At 51.1% G+C, this 19,257-nt stretch carries 15 protein-coding genes; 8 read left to right on the top strand and 7 right to left on the bottom strand.

What is annotated here, in order from left to right:
- Positions 1–274 precede the first annotated feature (274 nt).
- Positions 275–1,084 carry a pentapeptide repeat-containing protein gene (locus H6F93_RS25720; RefSeq protein WP_199314044.1) on the bottom strand — a complete coding sequence of 270 codons (810 nt, stop codon included), beginning with the start codon at positions 1,082–1,084 and terminating at the stop codon, positions 275–277.
- A 142-nt stretch (positions 1,085–1,226) separates the two neighbouring features.
- On the opposite strand from H6F93_RS25720, the gene fghA reads away from it, so the two are divergent.
- From fghA to H6F93_RS25700, 4 genes are all read left to right on the top strand, one after another.
- Positions 1,227–2,081 carry an S-formylglutathione hydrolase gene (gene fghA, locus H6F93_RS25715; protein ID WP_190687139.1) on the top strand — a complete coding sequence of 285 codons (855 nt, stop codon included), beginning with the start codon at positions 1,227–1,229 and terminating at the stop codon, positions 2,079–2,081.
- 35 nt (positions 2,082–2,116) lie between these two features.
- Complete coding sequence (gene grxC, locus H6F93_RS25710) at positions 2,117–2,425, top strand: glutaredoxin 3 (protein WP_190687135.1); 309 nt, start codon at positions 2,117–2,119, stop codon at positions 2,423–2,425.
- Positions 2,426–2,917 carry a tRNA adenosine(34) deaminase TadA gene (tadA, locus tag H6F93_RS25705; RefSeq protein ID WP_190687132.1) on the top strand — a complete coding sequence of 164 codons (492 nt, stop codon included), beginning with the start codon at positions 2,426–2,428 and terminating at the stop codon, positions 2,915–2,917.
- Between the two features lie 81 nt (positions 2,918–2,998).
- Positions 2,999–3,901: a lysophospholipid acyltransferase family protein gene (locus H6F93_RS25700; protein WP_347277356.1), complete on the top strand. Its 903-nt coding sequence runs from the start codon at positions 2,999–3,001 to the stop codon at positions 3,899–3,901.
- A gap of 102 nt (positions 3,902–4,003) precedes the next feature.
- Here H6F93_RS25700 and H6F93_RS25695 read toward each other — a convergent pair whose 3' ends face one another.
- Both H6F93_RS25695 and H6F93_RS25690 read right to left on the bottom strand, forming a co-directional pair.
- Positions 4,004–6,121, bottom strand: coding sequence for a S8 family serine peptidase (locus H6F93_RS25695; protein ID WP_190687129.1), 2,118 nt, complete (start codon positions 6,119–6,121; stop codon positions 4,004–4,006).
- Between the two features lie 223 nt (positions 6,122–6,344).
- Positions 6,345–8,702: a sensor histidine kinase gene (locus H6F93_RS25690; RefSeq protein WP_190687126.1), complete on the bottom strand. Its 2,358-nt coding sequence runs from the start codon at positions 8,700–8,702 to the stop codon at positions 6,345–6,347.
- A 160-nt stretch (positions 8,703–8,862) separates the two neighbouring features.
- Between H6F93_RS25690 and H6F93_RS25685 the strand changes: the two genes are divergently transcribed.
- A complete protein-coding gene (locus H6F93_RS25685; RefSeq protein WP_190687121.1) occupies positions 8,863–10,389 on the top strand; it encodes an aminotransferase class I/II-fold pyridoxal phosphate-dependent enzyme in 1,527 nt (508 codons plus the stop codon).
- A gap of 69 nt (positions 10,390–10,458) precedes the next feature.
- Positions 10,459–11,061, top strand: a complete 603-nt coding sequence (cbiT, locus tag H6F93_RS25680) for a precorrin-6Y C5,15-methyltransferase subunit CbiT (protein ID WP_190644153.1) — start codon at positions 10,459–10,461, stop codon at positions 11,059–11,061.
- 153 nt (positions 11,062–11,214) lie between these two features.
- Here the strand turns inward: cbiT and H6F93_RS25675 are convergent, their stop codons facing one another.
- The 3 genes from H6F93_RS25675 to H6F93_RS25665 all read right to left on the bottom strand — a co-directional run bounded on the left by H6F93_RS25675 (position 11,215) and on the right by H6F93_RS25665 (position 14,991).
- Positions 11,215–12,765 carry a bifunctional aminoglycoside phosphotransferase/ATP-binding protein gene (locus H6F93_RS25675; RefSeq protein ID WP_190687118.1) on the bottom strand — a complete coding sequence of 517 codons (1,551 nt, stop codon included), beginning with the start codon at positions 12,763–12,765 and terminating at the stop codon, positions 11,215–11,217.
- A 114-nt stretch (positions 12,766–12,879) separates the two neighbouring features.
- Complete coding sequence (locus H6F93_RS25670; RefSeq protein WP_190644155.1) at positions 12,880–13,482, bottom strand: 50S ribosomal protein L25/general stress protein Ctc; 603 nt, start codon at positions 13,480–13,482, stop codon at positions 12,880–12,882.
- Positions 13,483–13,650: 168 nt separating this feature from the next.
- Positions 13,651–14,991, bottom strand: a complete 1,341-nt coding sequence (locus H6F93_RS25665; RefSeq protein WP_190687115.1) for an adenylosuccinate synthase — start codon at positions 14,989–14,991, stop codon at positions 13,651–13,653.
- Positions 14,992–15,077: 86 nt separating this feature from the next.
- Between H6F93_RS25665 and H6F93_RS25660 the strand changes: the two genes are divergently transcribed.
- On the top strand, positions 15,078–16,151 hold the full coding sequence (locus H6F93_RS25660; protein ID WP_190687112.1) for an amidohydrolase family protein: 1,074 nt from the start codon (positions 15,078–15,080) through the stop codon (positions 16,149–16,151).
- Positions 16,152–16,361: 210 nt separating this feature from the next.
- Here H6F93_RS25660 and psb27 read toward each other — a convergent pair whose 3' ends face one another.
- On the bottom strand, positions 16,362–16,760 hold the full coding sequence (psb27, locus tag H6F93_RS25655) for a photosystem II protein Psb27 (RefSeq protein WP_190644158.1): 399 nt from the start codon (positions 16,758–16,760) through the stop codon (positions 16,362–16,364).
- A 568-nt stretch (positions 16,761–17,328) separates the two neighbouring features.
- On the opposite strand from psb27, the gene H6F93_RS25650 reads away from it, so the two are divergent.
- Entirely contained in the window at positions 17,329–19,161 is a 1,833-nt protein-coding gene (locus tag H6F93_RS25650) for a fatty acyl-AMP ligase (RefSeq protein WP_190687109.1), read from the top strand.
- The last annotated feature ends 96 nt before the right edge of the window (positions 19,162–19,257 follow it).

Below are 19,257 nucleotides of genomic sequence, written 5' to 3'. Positions count from 1 at the left end.
TATGTAAAGGAATGTAACATAATGCAAACAATTGTTGCAATAACCTTGACACTAAATTTTCTCATGGCAGGCCAAAAAGCAAATTAGGGCGCAAGAGCTATGTCTTGCGCCCTAATTCGCTTAAGTTGTCATCAGAAGGTTTTATAACAGCCGCTGTTACAAAGCATCTTTGGTGAATAGTTTCTCTGCCTATACCGTTGTGTTGGCAGTATCACTCCAGCGGTGTTGATAGAAACTCCAGCATAATCCCCTTTACCTAAGAGAGAAGGGTCAGCTATAAGCCAAATTGGAGGAGCATACTAGCCAGCCCTCCGATAAATCTGATGAAACCACCGCCACCGCCGCGACCGCGATTGTTTGCTTCTTCGAGGGCTTCTTGCGCTTCTACGATGCCTTCAGCTACTTGCACGGAGGCGAGTCTGCCGCTTTCGTTGCCTTCGGTGGCAAAGAGCTGTTCGGCTCGGTTGGCATCGGCGATCGCTCCTTCTTCATCGCCTAACCGATAGCGAGCAAGGCTTCGCGCTAGATAAACTGCCGAGAAATCAGGTTCTTTGGTTAATGCCTGGTTGTAATAGTCGATCGCTCCGCTAAAGTTGCCCCGCTGAAATTCTGCAATGCCCCAGCTATAAAACTGCTGGGCCCCAATTAATTCCTCAGGCAGCCCGATCGCCCCTTGCAAAATCGCGCCTTCCAGATTGGCTCCTTCCAGGTTTGCTCCGTACAGGTAAGCTTCTCGCAGATCCGCGCCTGCCAAATTTGCCCCGCTCAGGTCAGCCCCGCTGAGATTTGCCCTGACCAAAACAGCCCCAGACAAGTCTGTATTTGCCAGATTGGAGCCGCTCAAGTTTGCCTGATTTAAGTTAGCGAGACTCAGGTTCGCTTGGCTCAAATCTACTGCTGATAGGTTAGAAAACACCAATCCGGCTCGGCTCAGGTCACAGCTTTGACACTCGCGGGTAGACATCAACTGCTGGACGTGTTGCAGATTTTCGGCTTTGGCAGGTACGACCCAAAAAAGCGCGGCAAACAGCGTCAGAGAGGCAAAGTTGTGGAATTTCATGGCGATCGCCCGATGCGTTTGCACACAAAGTTAGCATCTAGCGCAACTTATGGCTAGTTTGCTGTAACGAGCGGTAAATTGACGAGTGAATTGATATTAGAATGCCAGTGCTGCGATCGCCCTCACTTCGGTTCTTGCAATTCCCTCTCAACTTCACTCTTAAGCTATGCCAGTTTCCACCCCTCCTCAGTTGCTTAGCCAGCACACCTGTTTTGGCGGCACCGTCGGCTTTTACAGCCACCCCTCCGAAGTTTGTCAGGGGGAAATGAAATTTTCGGTCTATCAGCCGCCTCAAGCAAAAACTGAGTTTGTGCCGGTGCTGTATTTCCTGTCAGGACTTACCTGCACCGAGGAAAACTTTATGGTCAAGGCAGGCGCACAGCAATTCGCCGCCAAACATGGACTGCTCCTCGTTGCTCCCGACACCAGCCCACGTGGGGCAAACATTCCTGGTGAAGATGACGATTGGGATTTTGGCACAGGCGCAGGCTTTTATGTAGACGCAACTACGGAACCCTGGCGATCGCACTACCGCATGTATAGTTACGTCGTGGACGAACTTCCGGCTTTAATCGCCGCCCATTTTCCAGTTCAAGAAGATCGTCAGGGCATTTTTGGGCATTCGATGGGTGGACATGGCGCACTGGTTTGCGCGTTGAGGAATGGCGATCGCTACCGTTCTGTTTCTGCCTTTGCCCCAATTGCCGCGCCGATGCAGTGCCCTTGGGGACAAAAAGCATTCACCAACTACCTCGGTCCCGATCAGGAAGGCTGGCGGGTTTACGATGCCAGTGAACTTGTCCTTACTGCTGCGTCAAATCGCCCTATCCTAATCGACCAAGGCACAGCCGATCCGTTCTTGGAAAAGCAGCTTTTACCCCACGTCTTTGAGCAAGCCTGTGCCAAAGCCGGACAACCTCTAATTTTGCGGATGCAGGAAAGATACGATCACGGCTACTACTTCATCAGCACGTTTATGGAAGACCATATTCGCCACCATGCCGATATCCTATGGAAGTAAGCTAAATCTTTTTAACGTCCTTTAATGCCCTCAATATGCTGGATTCTCTAAACGCGCTTTTGGGTCGCCATCCTGAACGGGTCAAGGCTCACGTCGAAATCTACACCTGGCAGACCTGCCCCTACTGCATTCGCGCCAAAATGCTGCTCTGGTGGAAAGGAGTTAACTACACCGAATATAAAATTGACGGCAACGGAGCCGCCAGGGTCAGAATGGGGGAACGCGCCAACGGACGGCGCACCGTACCCCAAATCTTCATCAACGACCAGCATGTTGGCGGCTGTGATGACCTGTATGAGCTAGACACTCAGGGAAAGCTAGACCCGCTGCTAGTACAAAACTAAATGGCGCTTGAGATTCCGCCGCCGCTGATTGATCATCCCGAATATCAGGTTCACTATCGCTGGATGAGTCGGGCGATCGCCCTTGCTGCTGCTGCTGGAGATGCGGGTGAAGTACCCGTGGGGGCAGTGATTGTAGAGGGCGATCGCCTGATTGCCGAAGCAGAAAATCGTCGTGAACGCGATCATGACCCTACTGCCCACGCTGAAATTCTGGCTTTGCGAATTGCCGGACAGCAATTGCAAACCTGGCATCTGAACCGCTGTACTCTCTATGTCACTCTGGAGCCTTGCCCTATGTGTGCCGGGGCGATCGTGCAAGCCCGCTTAGGCAAGCTCGTTTATGGCGCAGACGATCCTAAAACGGGGGCAGTTCGCACCGTTGCAAACCTACCCGATAGTGCCTGCTCCAACCACCGATTGCCCGTACTAGGTGGAATTTTAGAATCGACCTGTCGGCAACAGCTTCAAGCCTGGTTTGCTCAACGTCGATAGAAACTGTTTAGAGAGAAAAGTACTTTTGTCATCCCTCTATAGGAGGGTATAGCCAAGATTTCTATATACTCAACGTGAGAGGTGTATTCTGCTCTGTCGGCGGTCTTATTCCAGGACAGCCTCAGAACTGTCCCTCAGCAAGAAGACAAGCCATTTTGGGCGGCTTATGGTGTACATAACGACACTTCCAGTGCCCCTGACATCCTGTTAATCTCTATGGTTTTGTTCAACTCCTTCTTGGAATCCGTCAAAAGCTCTGTAGACACCGCCGTAGATACTGCAACGCCCCAAAATGCGATTGATTCGCGCTTCTCACCCTGGCTAACCCCCCTGGTCTACCCGCTGGCGCGTCGAATTGTGCTGCCCTTCTACTTCGGCAAAATCGAGGTGACTGGGCAAGAAAACTTGCCGATAACGGGCCCTGTGATTCTAGCTCCGACCCATCGGGCGCGGTGGGACGCAATTATGGTGCCCTACGCGACGGGTCGCACTGTAACCGGACGAGATCTACGATTCATGGTGACCGCTGACGAAGTTAAAGGCATTCAGGGTTGGTTTATCCGTCGGTTAGGGGGCTTTCCAGTTAATACAAAGCGTCCAACCGTCGCCAGCTTGCGTCATGGCGTAGAGGTTTTACAGAACGGCGAAATGCTGGTGATTTTTCCAGAGGGTGGCATTTTTAGAGACGGTCAGCTTCACCCGCTGAAGCCAGGTTTAGGGAGATTAGCAATTCAGGCAGAAATGAGTCAGCCTGGGCTGGGCGTACAGGTCGTTCCGATCGCCCTGGATTACGGGGAAGCCTTTCCCACCCGGGGCTGTAATGTGAAGATTCAGATTGGCAAGCCGCTGAAGGTCGCTAATTACGTCCAGGGTGCTGCAAAGCAAGGTGCCAAGCGTTTTACGGCTGATCTGGAAGCTGCACTCAGAGCCCTTGCTGGAGAAGCAACGGAAGCCGAGGCAGAGATGCTTTCAGCTTTTGGCTAGGAAGGTAAGTTTTGGGTTTGGGCTAAGTCTTTCAATAGCATGGGTTACGCTTTGCTAGCCCATCCTACAAGAGCCAATTGTCTAAACCCTTAGTCTCTCTTCCTAGACTCCCAGCGTGATTTGCCAACTGTTCAATCGACCTGTATTGAGTTGAGCATGATCGACTACTCGGAGCTGCCAGCGGCCCGTTGCTGAGCGGTTTAGGAGTTGGCTCAAAGCTGCGGTAGTTTGAAGTGAATAAGTGGCTTGAAGGCGGGTTCTACGCCCCAGGGTGCGGTTTTGCAGTAGCACCGTTTGACCGCTGGGAGCAATTAGGCTGATTTCTAGGTCGCCCAGGAAGGTGTGCTCAACATCCACATAAACTTGGACATCTCTAACCAGACCAGACTCAGAAACCTGAATGGGACTGGCAATGCCCTGTAGGTTAAAGTCAGGAATGTTGAAAGCGTTGGAATTTTGCTGCTGAATTCGACGGGAAGCGGTGAGCGGTGCTGCTGCGCGTCGTTGGGCTGCCTGTACTGCTTTGAAAGCATTCACTTTACCGTAGCCAAACCACTGTGAATGCCCGTTGGTGTCGTAGGTACCCTTCTGCAACCCAAGCTGTGGGTCTGGATCTGGATCAACTAATTTATCAGCCGTTTCCTGTAAGATTTGCCTCACTTCTCGTGCGGTCAGGTTAGGGTTTGCAGACAGTACCAGGGCCGCTACGCCAGCGACGACAGGACAAGCGCTGGAGGTGCCGCCAAAGGTTTGGGTGAAGCCAGTAGGGTCGTAACCTGCAGAGCCAAGGCGATCGCTGGTAAATACGCCTTTACCCAGCAAATTGCCTGAGACTGGAGGGGCAGTATTGACAAATCCGGCTTCCTGGAACCAAATCACGGGAGAAGCATTGTTGCTAGGCGCAGCTACTGAGATGTTGGTGCCCCAATTGCTGTAGACGGCTTTTTTGCCTGTGCTGGTGGTGGCTGCAACTGCAATCACATCGGGATGCACTGCGAAGCCGCTGAGCCAGGGTGTAACCCCGCGCAGCAAATTTCGCGTCCAGCCCTGCTCGTTGATTTCACCGGAAACGGGGCGGTTGGCATTTCCTGCCGCAAAGACGATGACACAGCCTTTACCGTCGCGCCCTTCTGTTGCAGCTCGTGTAATTGCCGCCCGCTGACGTAGAGAAAGGGGAAAGTAGACGGCACTGGAACCCCAGCTACAGGAAATTACCGAAGCTCCGTTGTTTAAGGCCCAGTTAAACAATTGTTCGACCGCGTCGTCATCCAAAAAACCTGTTGTGCGAATGGGCATGAAGGCGCAGCCAGGAGCCACACCGACGATGCCTTCTCCGTTTTCTTCAGCGATCGCCACCCCCGCACAGGAAGTCCCATGATTTTCCTGCTGCTCTTCGGGCATAGGCAGGAAGTCTTTTCGCTTCAGGTCTCTCGGTGCAACGATTTTGCCCTTGCCCTGAAAGTCAGGATGGTTCAGGTCAAAGCCATCATCGGCAACAGCGACGACAATCGAGCGGACTCCGCGAGTGATGTCCCAGGCTGCTTCTGCTGCAATGTGGGAGCTGGCGGTGAGGTCACGGGAGCCACCGTTGTTCTGCAAGTACCACTGTTTGGGGTATTGGCTGTCGCTAGGGCGATATAGCTTTTGGGTCTTGATGACGACGTTAGGCTCTGCGGTCAGTACGTCGGCGCGGCGCATCAGTTGATTCGCTAGCTTTACCGGATTGGCTGGAGCCTGCTGCGTGACCTGAAAGACGTAAGTGTTGGGAATTCCGGCGACTGGCTGTTCTAGCTCAAGTCCTAAGGAGGTGGCGATCGCCCGTGCACCCGCCCCATCCATCTGGGTTGCAAACTGAATTGTGATTTGGTCGGTTAAATAAATTCTTGTGCTTGGGTTGTTTTGGACGTGATAGACGTGGCTGGCAAAGGAAACATCTTCTGAGGTTCGTGCGATTTGCATAGCTCGATCCAGCTGATCGGGTGCAATCTGAAGCTCAATCAGCCGACCAGATGGCACAGGTAAAGCTGCCACTGCCCCGACCTGACGCGCCAATTCTGTCAAAGAGCGGTTTGGGATGGGACGCACGGTGAAGCGATCGCCCACTTTTTCGAGCGCCAACTCTTCTCCGCCTCGCTGTAAAATCACTCCTTCACTCTCTGGCAAAACGCCACTGTCATTAAGTAACTCAGGTGAACCTGGAGGATTGACAGAGCCAGTCATACAAGTCTTGTCCTTGGTAACGTAGGTCGATAGGTTGGGACTAAAGCCATCCTATAGCAACCCAACATACCTCAGATAAGCAGTTGTGGGGCTTGTCCAGACCCAACAATCGGAAATTTCAAACAGGGTTCAGTAGACTTCCTGGATGAATCACTCTTTGAAGCATGAATGGTGGTACGGCTTAGCCGCACCACCACCATTTATGCAGGAGATTTAGTCATTCCTAACTTGCACTCGGCAAGATGGGAATCGAAACGGTGAAGGTTGTTCCTTTGCCAACCATACTGGAGACGGAAATCTTTCCTCCGTGCAGTTCAACGGCTTCCTTCACGATCGCCAGTCCAAGCCCTGTACCGGGAAGCTTGCCCGTATTGCTGCATCGGTAGAAGGCTGTAAATAGCCTTGCCTGATCTGCCTCGGGAATGCCAATGCCTTGATCTCGAATTTGAAAGATGGCGTTTCCCTGCTGATGGCTCAGTTCAAAGTCAATCTTGCCTCCCTCAGGAGAGTACTTCACCGCATTCAGCAGCAAGTTAGTCAACAGGTGATTCAGCAAGTTTTGATCCATCCAGACCTGATCCATCTGCTCCTGACAGACAAATACCAGATCGTGTTGGCCGCCTGCATTCAGTTGAATTTCCTCCGTCAAGTCGTGGCAAAACTGAACCAGATTTAGGGAAGCCGGAGCAAATCCTAACTTTCCTGCCTCAGCTCTAGCGACCAACAAAACATCATCCAGAATTTGGGTGAGCCGCTTGACAGCATTATCCATGCGATCGCAATATCGCTGTTTTTTCTCTTCGGTCATGTTTAGGCTGGGTTGCTGCAACAGGTCTAACGACATGGATATGACGGATAGAGGCGTACGCAGCTCATGGGAGGCGATCGCAATAAAGTGAGATTTCAGTTCGCTCAGTTCCCGTTCCTGCTCTAGCTGTTGGCAAGTTTCTGCGGCTCGCTTGCGCTCTGTGATATTTTCGGTAATTCCAACAACCCGGTAGACTTGGCCCTGCTCGTCATAGACCGGAAAAGCCTGATCTCGAATCCACACAACCGAACCGTCCGGGTGGATCAGTCGATATTCCTCATCGTAGTTACCCAGCGATTCACGGCTAAAGTCAGGCGTTACCTTTTCGCGATCTTCTGGATGAATGCTGTCGTACCAAATTCTGGGGTTTCGGTATGCCATTTCACAGGAGTAACCACAAATCTGTTCATAGGCAGGACTGACATAAATAACCTCACTGCCGTCAGCCGAGCAGATCCAGAAAGCTTCGTCGATATTTTCTGCAAGTTGGCTAAACTTTTCCTCACTCAGTCTCAGCGATTTTTCAACCTGTCGCCGTTCAACGAGTTCCTGCTTTAGTCGCTCATTGCTCAGTTTCAGTTCGCGTTCTTTTTGAGTCAGTTCATAGACCAATCGGTTAAGCGACTGAGAGAAATTTGCGATCTCGTCTTGCCCCCGCACAACGGGAATAAGCACTCTCGCGTCACCCCGCCGAATCCGGTTAGCGGCATGGGCGATCGCCCACATGGGTTTAGTAATGTAATCTGCTATAAACCAACCTAAAACAGCGACTAAACTACCTAGTCCCAAATTCCAAAATAGAATCTGACGCTGTAGCCGATGAGCTGGAGCGAATGCTAAGTCGGTCTTTTGCCGTACCAGCACAACCCAATTCAACCCTTCATATTCGCGATAGCCGGTGCTGGCGGTAAAGCCAGTAATGTAAGACTGATGGTCGGGCCAAACCTCGCTCAGGTAGCCTGTTTTCGCCAGAGTCGCCTCTTGAAAGCTTTTCAAATAATCCAATTTCTGGTCAACCAATTCGGTGGGGCCAAGCAAAACGACCCCATCCTCTCGGAGTACGAGTAAATCCTGCTCTTGGCTTCGCAAATTGCGGGATAGAGCATTCTTTAAATCTTCTGCCCATGCCCAATTTAGGTGAGCTGCAAGAACGCCAAGGGGTTTTCCTTGGAGATCATCAACCGGTACGGCGAAATCAACAAAACGCAACGTATCTTTAGTCGGGTTCGGCAGCAAGCTCGCTAAAAGTACGGCTTCATGCACATCGCCGACGAAAGTATCAAGTTTCCCACTGATGAACCAGGGTCGTTCTGAGACATCTGCACCCTCTAGAAGTCCACCTGTGCTGACCTCAACCGTGCCTTGAGGGTTGGTCAGTCCAATCCAGGAGTAAGCAGGATAGGTGCTTTGCAGTTTTTCTAGGAGTAACCGTTTTGCCGTGATTGGGGAATTAGAATCCCGAATCGTGTCAATCGTGGCAACGATTTGAATATCTCGATAGCGCTCAAACATGCCACTATCAAGTCGGTCTGCCATCTGGTAAGCCAAATATGCCAAATCTTGTCCAGCATCCTGTTCGATCTGCTGGGTAGCAGTTTGCCCAATGGTTAGGCTAGCCAACATCGAAAAAATTAGGGCGATCGCGGCGATTGTTAATCCGAACCTTGCTCTAACGCTACGACGAGGATTCAAAACGGCGACTAATCGGCGCGGGATTATAAAGTTTGCGAACATCCATCCCTCGTCACTGCGATCGCCCTCTGCAAAGGTCAAATTTACTGAGCTTGTTTGAGCCCAATAGATATGGGAATCGCAAATATGGTAGTAACAGATCAGCTTTCACGCCCTCGGGAAAATCACGGAAAACGCCCAAATCTCCTCCAAAAACACTCCTCTAGGGTGAAGCTATATTTCAAATTTGTTGAACTGTAAAATGCTCGATCAAACTGCAATGCCTTTGCTTGAAGCGCTGCGCGTCCAGGCTCACCGGGCTCACGCTCCCTTTTATACACCTGGACACAAACGGGGACAGGGCATCGCTCAGCCTCTTGCAGATTTACTGGGAACAGCAGTATTTCAAGCCGACTTACCTGAGCTGCCAGATTTAGACAACTTGTTTTCACCAGAAGGCGTAATCGGGCAGGCTCAAGAACTGGCTGCTGAAGCGTTTGGGGCAGACCGTACCTGGTTTTTGGCAAACGGTTCTACTTGCGGACTTGAGGCAGCCATTCTAGCTGTGTGCAAATCAGGCGAAAAGATTGTGCTACCTCGCAACGTGCATCGCTCGGCGATCGCCGCACTGGTTCTATCTGGTGCAATCCCGATTTTTGTGGAGCCAGATTATGATCCCCAACTGGGGATCGCTCATAGCATCACACCCGATTCCGTAGCTCATACACTCAAACAACATCCAGATGTAAAAGCAGTATTGGTGGTTTACCCAACGTACTACGGTGTTTGTGGAGATATTCGGGCGATCGCCCAAGTGGTTCGTCAGCATGGCATTCCGCTATTAGTTGATGAAGCACACGGTGCTCATTTTGGCTTTCACCCAGACCTGCCGATTTCAGCCCTGTCCGCCGGAGCAGACCTGGTCGTGCAGTCTACCCATAAGCTGTTGGGCGCGATGACTCAGGCGGCAATGCTGCATGTTCAGGGAACGCGGGTGGATGGCGATCGCCTCAGCCAAACGCTACAGCTTGTCCAATCCACCAGCCCCAGTTATCTCTTGCTAGCCTCACTCGATGCCGCTCGACAGCAAATGGCGACTCAGGGCAAGCAGCTGATGACTCAGACGCTAGCCCTGGCACACCAAGCCAGAACGCAACTGAGTCAAATTTCTGGATTGTCTGTTTTAGGCGCAGAATCAGCAGGACTGACTCCTGGCTTTGTTGCTCTTGATCCAACTCGCCTCACGGTGACGACTACAGGCTTAGGGCTAACCGGCTTTGCAGCAGACGAAATCTTGCATCAACAGCTGGGCGTTACCGCAGAGCTACCTTCCTTTCAGCACCTCACCTTCATTATCAGCCTGGGCAACACCGCCTCAGACATCGAGCAGTTGATAAACGCATTCAACCAACTGTCTTCTCAACACGCCTCCCCATCAGCCCAACTTGTAGGGCGTGTTTTAAAGCCGATTGAAAAGGTTGATTTTTCGTCCGTGACGCGAACGAAAAATCAACCTTTGAAGCAAAGTTTAATCCCCAATTCCCAATCCCCGATTTCTCCCCGGCAAGCCTTCTTTGCCCCAACTGAAACCCTGGCGATCGCCCATACGATCGGTCACATCAGCGCTGAAATTGTCTGCCCTTATCCTCCCGGCATCCCCGTCTTGCTGCCTGGTGAAGAGATTACAGAAGGGGCGATTGCCTATCTTCAGCAAGTGATGGCGGCGGGGGGAGTGATCACCGGATGCGCTGACCCCAATCTTGATACCCTAAAAGTCGTGAAGTTGTGATGGCTATGGCTTGAGGCACAGCAAGCTATCCTTGAAGCGTCTCAAAGTTCTTCAACCTCCCCTACTTGCATGTCCCCATCCCCCTGGCCCTACTGCACTCCTGGCATTCCAGATGATTTATTTGAACGTCTGCCAGGAATTCCGATGAGCAAGCGAGAAATTCGACTGCTGATGATTTCTCATTTGCGTCTGCGTCCCAATGCGGTGCTGTGGGACATCGGAGCAGGAACCGGGACAATTCCCATAGAGGTTGGGCTGCTGTGTCCCAAAGGGCGCATTCTTGCGATCGAGCGAGATGAGGAGGTTGCCAATTTAATTCGTCGAAATTGCGATCGCTTTGCCGTCCAAAACGTAGACGTAATCGAAGGGAGTGCCCCAGAATGCCTTAAAGATCTGGCTTATGCACCCCATTGCGTTTGCGTAGAAGGTGGTCGCCCCGTCAAAGAAATTTTGAAAGCTGCTTGGGATTATTTGCGCCCTCAGGGTCGAATCGTCGCAACAGCAACCAATTTTGAAACTCTTTACGCCATCTCAGAGAGCCTAGCAGAACTGCACGTCCGAAATATCGAAGTCGTGCAGTCTGCGGTCAATCGCCTGGAAACAAAGGGCAATCACCAGGTTTTTGCTGCGGTTGATCCAATGTTCGTCTTGAGCGGGGAGAAGTTAGAGTAGGGAATACAACCTCTACCAGTAGTTCTAGATCTCATACCAAATCCGTCTGTAGAGTAGCGGTAGCGATAGGGGCGAAGCATTCGGTCACAATCCCTGCCATTGAAGCACAATTCTTTTGCCGAATGCTTCGCCCGTACACCAAATAGTGCTTCTTTACGAAACGGATTTCGTATCGGACCCTAACCCCAACTGTTTCTCAACATCCTGGGTTGTGTCCAACCGCGTCACGTAGGGGTGTTCAGCTTCGGTAAAAGGTTCTAGCTGCTGTTGAGCTAGTAAATCGGCTGTGGCATCGGCGATATCTCCGGTGCGCTGCTGAAGGCGGGTTCGCAGCACTTCCAGGGGAGCGTCACAGTGAAAGATTTGTAGGGGAATTTGATGCGTCTCGGATTGGGCGATCGCCTCTGCCCTCAGTGTCTGACGGTCATACTTGGCATCTAAAATCACAGAATAGCCTTGAGCTGCAAGCTGAACTCCCAACTCCAGCAATCGCCCGTAGGTTTTTTGCGTCATTTCTGCGGTGTACAGGTCATCGCTACCCTTCTGGTGCAGCGGAATGCCACCTAGATGCTTTCGGACTGCATCAGAGCGAAGGTGGACCGCACCGAGTTTACGCGCCAGAAGTCGAGCTGTAGTACTCTTCCCGGAGCCTGACAGACCTGACATCAGAATTAATTTACCCTGCTGAGGGTGGGCATTCTCCCAAGCCAGATGATAGTAGAGTGCTGCGGTTTCTTTGGCTTTTTGCTTGGCTGCATCAGGAACGGCGGGGTCGTCTAGCAAAAAGCAAGTGATCTTTGCCCGCACGTAGGTCTGACGGCTGATGTAGATGGGCAACACGCGCAGTCCTTCCCAGTCGCCTGTTTGCTCAACATAGGTATTGAGGAATAGCGCGCCCAGGTCGGGACGCTGCCTGACCGCCAGGTCCATAACAATGTAAGCAACGTCATACATCACATCAACGAAGCGAAATGGCTCGTTGAATTCGATGCAGTCAAATAAGAAGAGTTTGTTTTGCCAGAAGCTGATGTTGCCCAGGTGCAAATCACCGTGACATTCGCGAATTTTGTCCTGCTGCATTCGTTTGACAAACAGATCTTGCTGCTCCTGGAAGAAGCGATCGGTGTAGGTTTTGGTTTCGTCAAACTGCTTCTGAGTTTGAGCAACGCCGATGTAGCGTTCGGTTTGCTCGTAGTTTTCGTCAAAGGCCTGCCGCACCTGAGAAACTTCACCAAATTTACGGACGTAGTCGCTGGTGGGCGAGTTGGCGTGAAAGGTGGCGATCGCCTTTGCCAACTCCACCAACAATTCCTCGGTCAGCTTGCCCTGGTCAAACATGGAGTTCAGTAGCGTCTCCTGGGGAAACTGCCGCATTTTCAAGGTGTACTCTACAGGCTGCTGTTCATTGCCTAAGTGAAGTTCTTCCCCAATCTGACTAATAGGTAGAACTTCTAGGTAGATCCCTGGTGCGCCGCGCTGGTTGAGCCGCTGTTCCTCCAAGCAAAAGTGGTGGCGCTGTTCGAGGGTAGAAAAGTCTAGAAAGCCAAAATTGATTGGTTTTTTAAGCTTGTAGGCATATTCTCCCGTCAGCAGCACATAGGAAATGTGCGTTTGGATGAGTTGAATTGGCTCCTGCACCGAATGCGGGTAAAAACTGGGCTGCATCATCTGCTGAATCACGGGCGGGAGCTTGGAATCGGACATAGGGTTGGCAGGTAGTTTAGAAGTTGAAGTTGAAAAATGGGCTGCAACTAAAAAGCCAGGGACAATTCCCTGGCTAAGTGACTAATTTAGGTCAATTGGCGATCGCTTGTCATCCTATTCGGAAGCTGAAGCAGTCTCATCTGCATCGTCATCAGACGAGGTACGTCCAGCTAACACGGAAACAACAACTCGATCTGGCTCACCCACGGCCTCAACCCCTTTGGGCAGCTTTAATTCATTCACATGGATTGAATCACCAACCTGAAAGTCAGTTACATCTACTTCAATCGTTTCTGGAATGGCCTCGGGGTCACACTGCACCTGCAATTCAGTTAAAACTGTATCCAAAGCGCCACCGCCCATTCTCACGCCAACGGCTTCGCCCACAAAGTTGATGGGTACGGTAACTTCAACACTGGACTGAGCCGCAATGGAGAAGAAGCTAATGTGATAGATCGATCTGCGCCAGGGGTGAGTTTGTACTTCCCGCAGCAGCGCCTTACCGCTCCAGGGCAGGTCAGGGATCTTCACTTGAATCAAGGTGTTGTTGAGAGAAGCTTTTCTGACCAGCGTTTCGGCATCTTTGGCATCGAGGGTTAGCGAAACGGATTCTGCCCCTTGATGACCGTAAAGCACGGCTGGCATCCGTCCCTCGCGCCGAAGTGCCCCTGCTTTGCTACCGGGGGCACGCTTTTGACATTCAATTGTGAGTTCCATACGAGTAACCTAACTGGGTCTATGACTGTAAATTGAGCAATCCGAACACTGGCAATCTGAAACTGGGCAATCCGAACACTAGCAATCCGAACACTGGGCAATCCGAACTGGAAACTTGAGCAGCCAAAACAAGACTAATTCTGGTCTAGTTCCTGCCTGACACCAACTTTAGACTTGGGCTGTTTGAACGGTACCATTGCTGTAAAGCAGTGCCCGCTTGGGCCCGTGGATCGGATCTTCGACGATGATCGTCTGATCGCGACTGGCTCCCAGAGACACAATGGCGATCGGTACTTCCATCAGTTCCGCTAGAAACTTGAGGTAGTCAAGCGCTTGACGCGGCAAGTCATCCAGCGATCGGCAGTGGTCGGTTGACTGTTTCCAACCTGGAAGCGTTTTGTAGATCGGCTGGCAGCGGGCAAAGTCGCGAGCATTGCTGGGAAAGTCGTGACAGCGCTGCCCATCGATTTCGTAAGCAACGCAGACATTAATTTCCTCTAGCTCGTCCAGCACATCCAATTTGGTGACTGCGAGACAATCCAAACCGTTGATTCGGACGGCGTAGCGACCAATAACTGCATCAAACCAGCCACAGCGACGTTTGCGCCCGGTGGTAGTGCCAAATTCTGCGCCGCGATCGCACAGCAACTCTCCCATTCTGCCATTTAGCTCTGTGGGAAAGGGTCCTTCTCCAACTCGTGTTGTGTAGGCCTTGGCAACGCCAATCACGCGGTCGATCATAGTTGGCCCAACGCCAGACCCAACGCAGGCTCCACCGGCTACCGGGTTTGAAGACGTGACATAGGGATAAGTGCCGTGATCTAGATCCAGCAAAGTCCCCTGTGCCCCTTCAAACAAGATGTTGCGACGCTTTCGTACCGCGTCGTAGATTTTGAGAGAGCTATCAACTACGTGAGGGCACAGTCGTTCAGCATAGCCCAAATATTCTGCAATCACCGCGTCAGCATCCAGCGGCGGCAGTTCATAGAGCTTTTCTAAAATGACGTTTTTGTGGCTAATCGTCCAGCGCAACTGCTCTTTCAGACCTTCTGAATCCATCAGGTCAATCACGCGAATGCCAGTTCGCTCAGACTTATCAGCATAGGTAGGGCCAATTCCCCGTCCCGTTGTGCCAATTCTGTAACTACCGCGACGCTCTTCAGAAGCCTGATCGAGCAGTCGATGATAGGGCATCGTGACGTGAGCTGTTTCGGAAATCAGTAGATTTTCTGTAGAAATATTTAGCGCTTCTAGCTGATCTAGCTCCTCGATCAGCCCCCTCGGATCGATCACCGTACCCGAACCAATGATGCATTCCGTGTCGGGGTAGAGGATGCCAGAGGGAATCAGGTGCAGCTTAAAGGTCTGATCTTTAACCACGACGGTGTGTCCAGCGTTGACACCGCCTTGATAGCGAACCACGACATCTGCGGACTTACTGAGCAAGTCCGTGATTTTGCCTTTTCCTTCATCGCCCCATTGGGCCCCGATTACTACGACGTTAGCCAAGGGTCTATCAGTTTCTAAAGTTCACACAAACTACAATTATCAGCAGTGGATGTCACTACTGTCAACTTTCACGAAGAGAGGTTTCTGTGGCTTTATATGCTGAGCTACATCGCCACTTAGGTGGCTCTGTTGTGCCCCGCGTGTTGTGGCGGTATTTTCAGCGCAACCGCCCTGACCTGGCTCAACAGTTTGATGAATATGGTGCTTTTGAGGAATTCTACACCCGTCCTCGCAATACTTTAGATGAATATCTGGAGCTGCACACGCTGGTGGAGAGCGTCCAGACGGACGAAACGCTGCCTTATTTTGTCTATCGGTTAATGCGGGGAGCGTACATTTTTGAGAATTTGGCTTATCTGGAGTTGCGCTACACGCCTTATCTCCGCACCTCGGATCAGTTGAGTCAGTCTGAGCGAATTGATCAAATGACTCAAATTGTGGAAATTGTGGGGCGGGCAAGTCAGTTGGGCGATTACCCGATCGTGACCAGCCAGATCTTGTGTATGCACTCCCGCTTGCCCTATGAAGTAAATCGGGCGATCGCCGATCTCGCTGCCCAGATGAAGCAATACGTTTGCGGTATTGACCTGGCGGGTGGAGATGCCCACTATGCCGATCGACTCGGTGAATTTGTGGAACTGTATGACTATGCGCGATCGCTTGGGCTAAACACCACCGGACATCTCTATGAAACCAGCGAAGGTTGTTACCCTGAACTTTTGCCCTACCTAATGCGTATTGGGCACGGTATTCAGATTCCGCTGCTGCATCCCGAGCTATTAGGTGAAATTGCTGAGCGAGGACAATGCTTGGAAGTTTGCCCCACGACCTACTTAAAAACGGGGACTTTAGAGAGCATTCATCAACTTAAGTTGGTTTTCGATCGCTGCTTTGAAGCCGGAGTCGATATCGCTATCTGTACGGATAACGCTGGATTGCACAACATGCGTTTACCGTTTGAGTATGAGAGCCTGCTGACCCATGATGTGATTGGCTTTGATCAGCTACAGGCTTGCCAGGAAGCGGCTTTCCGTCATGCTTTTGCCTGGCCTCATCGTCAACGCCCTGCCTCAATCTTGACTGAAATTTTACAGCCTGAATCAAAGTCAGAATCTAGCGCGATCGAAGATTCATTGCTTTCAAAGCCCTTGAAGATTTAGTAGACGGTCTCGAACAATTTAAAGAAATTTGATTTTGCTGAGTGGGGATGGTTCACCAGATATCCATTCTTTCTGTAGGGGCGCGCTGCGGTGCACCCCTACGTAATTCACACGTTCAGATAGCAACCTCAAAAAATTAGAGCCTGAAGGATATTCCCTCAGGCTCTATCTGTTTAATCAATCAAAGAGTTAATCAATCAAATAGCTTCGCTATGATTCGCGGCGAAGTGCAGCTTCTACCTGAGCAAATTCTTGCTCCAAGCGCTTTCTTAACTTTTCGGGAACTGGACGGTTGGGGTAGGAGCTGTAGTGTCCAGCTAGGGAGTTCAGCGCTGTCCGCATGGTTGTAAAGGAACTGAGCTTGGTTACGGAGTTATCCCGGCGATAGCGGGAGGCGAAGTCGTTGATTCTTTGCCGTGCTTCTGTCTGGGCGATCGCCTTGTTAGGAGAACCATCGGGTAGTTCGATTGCTGTTCTTAGGCTGTTGACCAGAGCCAGCGTATCTTCACGGTAATTTCCGGTCAACCCAGCGGGAGCGGAGGTGCAGCCCATCAAACCAATTACCAGCACCAGAGCCAGAGCCAGAAAGCGAGACAAAAACTTCTTCATAAAACCTCAGAGTCAGGAAAAGCTTAAGACAATTGCAATCAGTTCCAAGAAATGATTGGTGATCAGCGGGGATCACGATTATTGCCAATCTTATCCTGATCCGAGAGGAAAATTTCCTGCCCTGAGATAGGGAAAGTCTGCTACCGCTACAAATTTCTCAAAAATAGGGGTTAACCAATGTAGCCGAACTTTTAAGTAAAAGAAGGCTACTAACTTCTACTACACAAAAGCTTTATAGAAGCTGAAGCTTTATCAAAATTGCGTGATGCCTTCTACATCAATCACTGAATAGGATGCAATACAGCAAAGTTTGATTTTTAGGTAGATGCGAATTTGTTGTTTTAGTAAAAATACTGATTGACACTTTTCAGGATAATTCTACCTATGTAATTATTCTGACATTCAAATAAAGTTCGCCACTTCGCTAAGAGGCGATTCAGAATTCTTTCGGTCCCATTAGATCAATAGCCGAGTTCCAGGTCTGCTGCTGACTGAACTCGTAACTTCCTGTACGGATTCAACCTTGAGCTTTTCAGAATTACACCTCTCCTGACCCGGAGTTGAAAACATGACTCAGTGTTTACCTCACCATTTAGTCAAGCTTGATACATTAGTTCAACTGCTTAGATGGAGGTCTGTTGAACAACCGGAACGGCTAGCCTACACCTTTCTGACGGACGGAAAAACTGAAAGTTCCACCTTGAGCTATGCCGATCTCGATCGTCAGGCAAGGGCGATCGCGGCTCTCCTGCAACAGCAAAATGCATCAGGAGAAAGGGCGCTATTGCTCTACCCACAAGGATTAGAAGTAATGGCGGCATTTCTAGGATGCCTCTATGGTGGCGTAATTGCGATTCCGGTGCCGCCGCCGGATGCGGGTCGGCTGAAGCGAACCTTGCCTCGACTGCGAGCCATCGTTCAAGACGCTCAAGCGACAGTTGTTCTGACGAATGCCCGAATTCTTTCGATTTTCGAGGAAGCAGGGCTGGAGTTTCCTGAATTTTCCACAATACGCTGGATCGACACTGAACAGGTTGATCTGCAGCTAGCCGCATCCTGGCAAGAGCCAGCGATTAACAGCGATGATATTGCTTACCTGCAATACACCTCTGGCTCAACGTCCACGCCAAAAGGAGTGATGATTACGCACAGGAATGTGATGCATCATTCGGCTTATTTGCAGAGAGCCTGTGGGTACGACTCAGACAGCGTTTCAGTCACCTGGATGCCCTACTTCCATGACTATGGCTTGGTCGAAGGGTTGATCCAACCGCTTTACAACGGCACTCCCTGCTATGTGATGTCTCCGTTTGCCTTTATTAAGCAACCGGTTCGCTGGCTTCAGGCGATTTCGCGGTATCGGGCGACTCACAGTCAGGCTCCAAACTTTGCCTATGAGCAGTGCATTCGACGGGTCAAGCTCGAACAGCGAGATGCCTTAGATTTAAGCAGTTGGCGAGCGGCAGGAAATGCAGCCGAACCGATTAACCCAAGGGTTTTACGGCAGTTCTTTGAATATTTCGAACCCAGTGGCTTCCGATGGGATGCGTTTGCGCCTGCCTACGGATTGGCAGAGGCAACTCTACTTGTGACCACCAGTCCACGCCCCTCGGAACCTGTGGTTTGTGTGCTTGACCCAGCCGCACTGGAACGCAATCGGATTGTTGAAGCCTCAGATGAACAGGACGTGGTGCGAATCGTTGCAGGCTGCGGTCGTCAGGTCTGTGAAACTCAGATTGCGATTGTGAACCCCGATACGCTGGCTCGCTGTGCCCCAAACGAGGTGGGCGAAATTTGGGTGGCTGACGCTGGTGTGGCAAAGGGCTACTGGCAGCGTCCTGAGGAAAGCGATCGCACCTTCCGCGCTCAGATTGCGGATTCCCAGGAAGGTCCGTTTTTACGAACGGGCGACCTCGGCTTCCTTCAAGACGGAGAACTGTTTGTCACGGGACGGATCAAAGACCTGATTATCATTCGGGGCACAAACCACTATCCCCAGGATATTGAGTGGACGGTTCAGCAACTCCATCCGGCTTTGCGCCCTGACTACGGTGCGGCATTCTCCACTGAGATAGACGGAGAAGAACGGCTGGTTGTGGTGCAAGAGGTGGAACGGCAGCAGCAAAACATTGATTTTGATCAGGTGATTGGCGAAATTCGACAGGCGATCGCCGAACAGCATGAGCTTCAGGTTTATGCAGTTGTGCTAGCCAAGCCTGGAAATATTCTCAAAACCTCCAGCGGCAAGATTCAGCGTCGTGCCTGCCGGACTAGCTTCTTAGCCGGAACGCTCGACGTGCTAGAAGACTGGAGCGAAAACCCGCAAATTCGAGCCAGCTTCAGAAACTTGCAGGGCGATGTCAGTTCGCTGCTAGAGCAAGTGCAAGTTGCTAAGGCCTAAAAGTTTCAAAATCCTGTCACCTCCCTGGCAACGTTTCACCTGAAATCTCAAGTTCTCGAAGTTTTGTTCCTCATCCTTTGCTCCTCATCCTGGGTT

This window comes from Leptolyngbya sp. FACHB-671 (genome assembly GCF_014695745.1).
In the GTDB taxonomy this organism is placed as follows: Bacteria; Cyanobacteriota; Cyanobacteriia; order Elainellales; family Elainellaceae; genus JAAUTN01.
This window is presented reverse-complemented; position numbering and strand designations above follow the sequence as displayed.

Bases quoted from the DNA above. Each gene is read 5' to 3' on its own strand.
- fghA (WP_190687139.1), top strand. From the start codon at position 1,227: ATGCCAGTTTCCACCCCTCCTCAGTTGCTTAGCCAGCACACCTGTTTT.
- grxC (WP_190687135.1), top strand. From the start codon at position 2,117: ATGCTGGATTCTCTAAACGCGCTTTTGGGTCGCCATCCTGAACGGGTC.
- tadA (WP_190687132.1), top strand. From the start codon at position 2,426: ATGGCGCTTGAGATTCCGCCGCCGCTGATTGATCATCCCGAATATCAG.
- H6F93_RS25695 (WP_190687129.1), bottom strand. From the start codon at position 6,121: ATGACTGGCTCTGTCAATCCTCCAGGTTCACCTGAGTTACTTAATGAC.
- H6F93_RS25685 (WP_190687121.1), top strand. From the start codon at position 8,863: ATGCTCGATCAAACTGCAATGCCTTTGCTTGAAGCGCTGCGCGTCCAG.
- cbiT (WP_190644153.1), top strand. From the start codon at position 10,459: ATGTCCCCATCCCCCTGGCCCTACTGCACTCCTGGCATTCCAGATGAT.
- H6F93_RS25675 (WP_190687118.1), bottom strand. From the start codon at position 12,765: ATGTCCGATTCCAAGCTCCCGCCCGTGATTCAGCAGATGATGCAGCCC.
- H6F93_RS25670 (WP_190644155.1), bottom strand. From the start codon at position 13,482: ATGGAACTCACAATTGAATGTCAAAAGCGTGCCCCCGGTAGCAAAGCA.
- psb27 (WP_190644158.1), bottom strand. From the start codon at position 16,760: ATGAAGAAGTTTTTGTCTCGCTTTCTGGCTCTGGCTCTGGTGCTGGTA.
- H6F93_RS25650 (WP_190687109.1), top strand. From the start codon at position 17,329: ATGACTCAGTGTTTACCTCACCATTTAGTCAAGCTTGATACATTAGTT.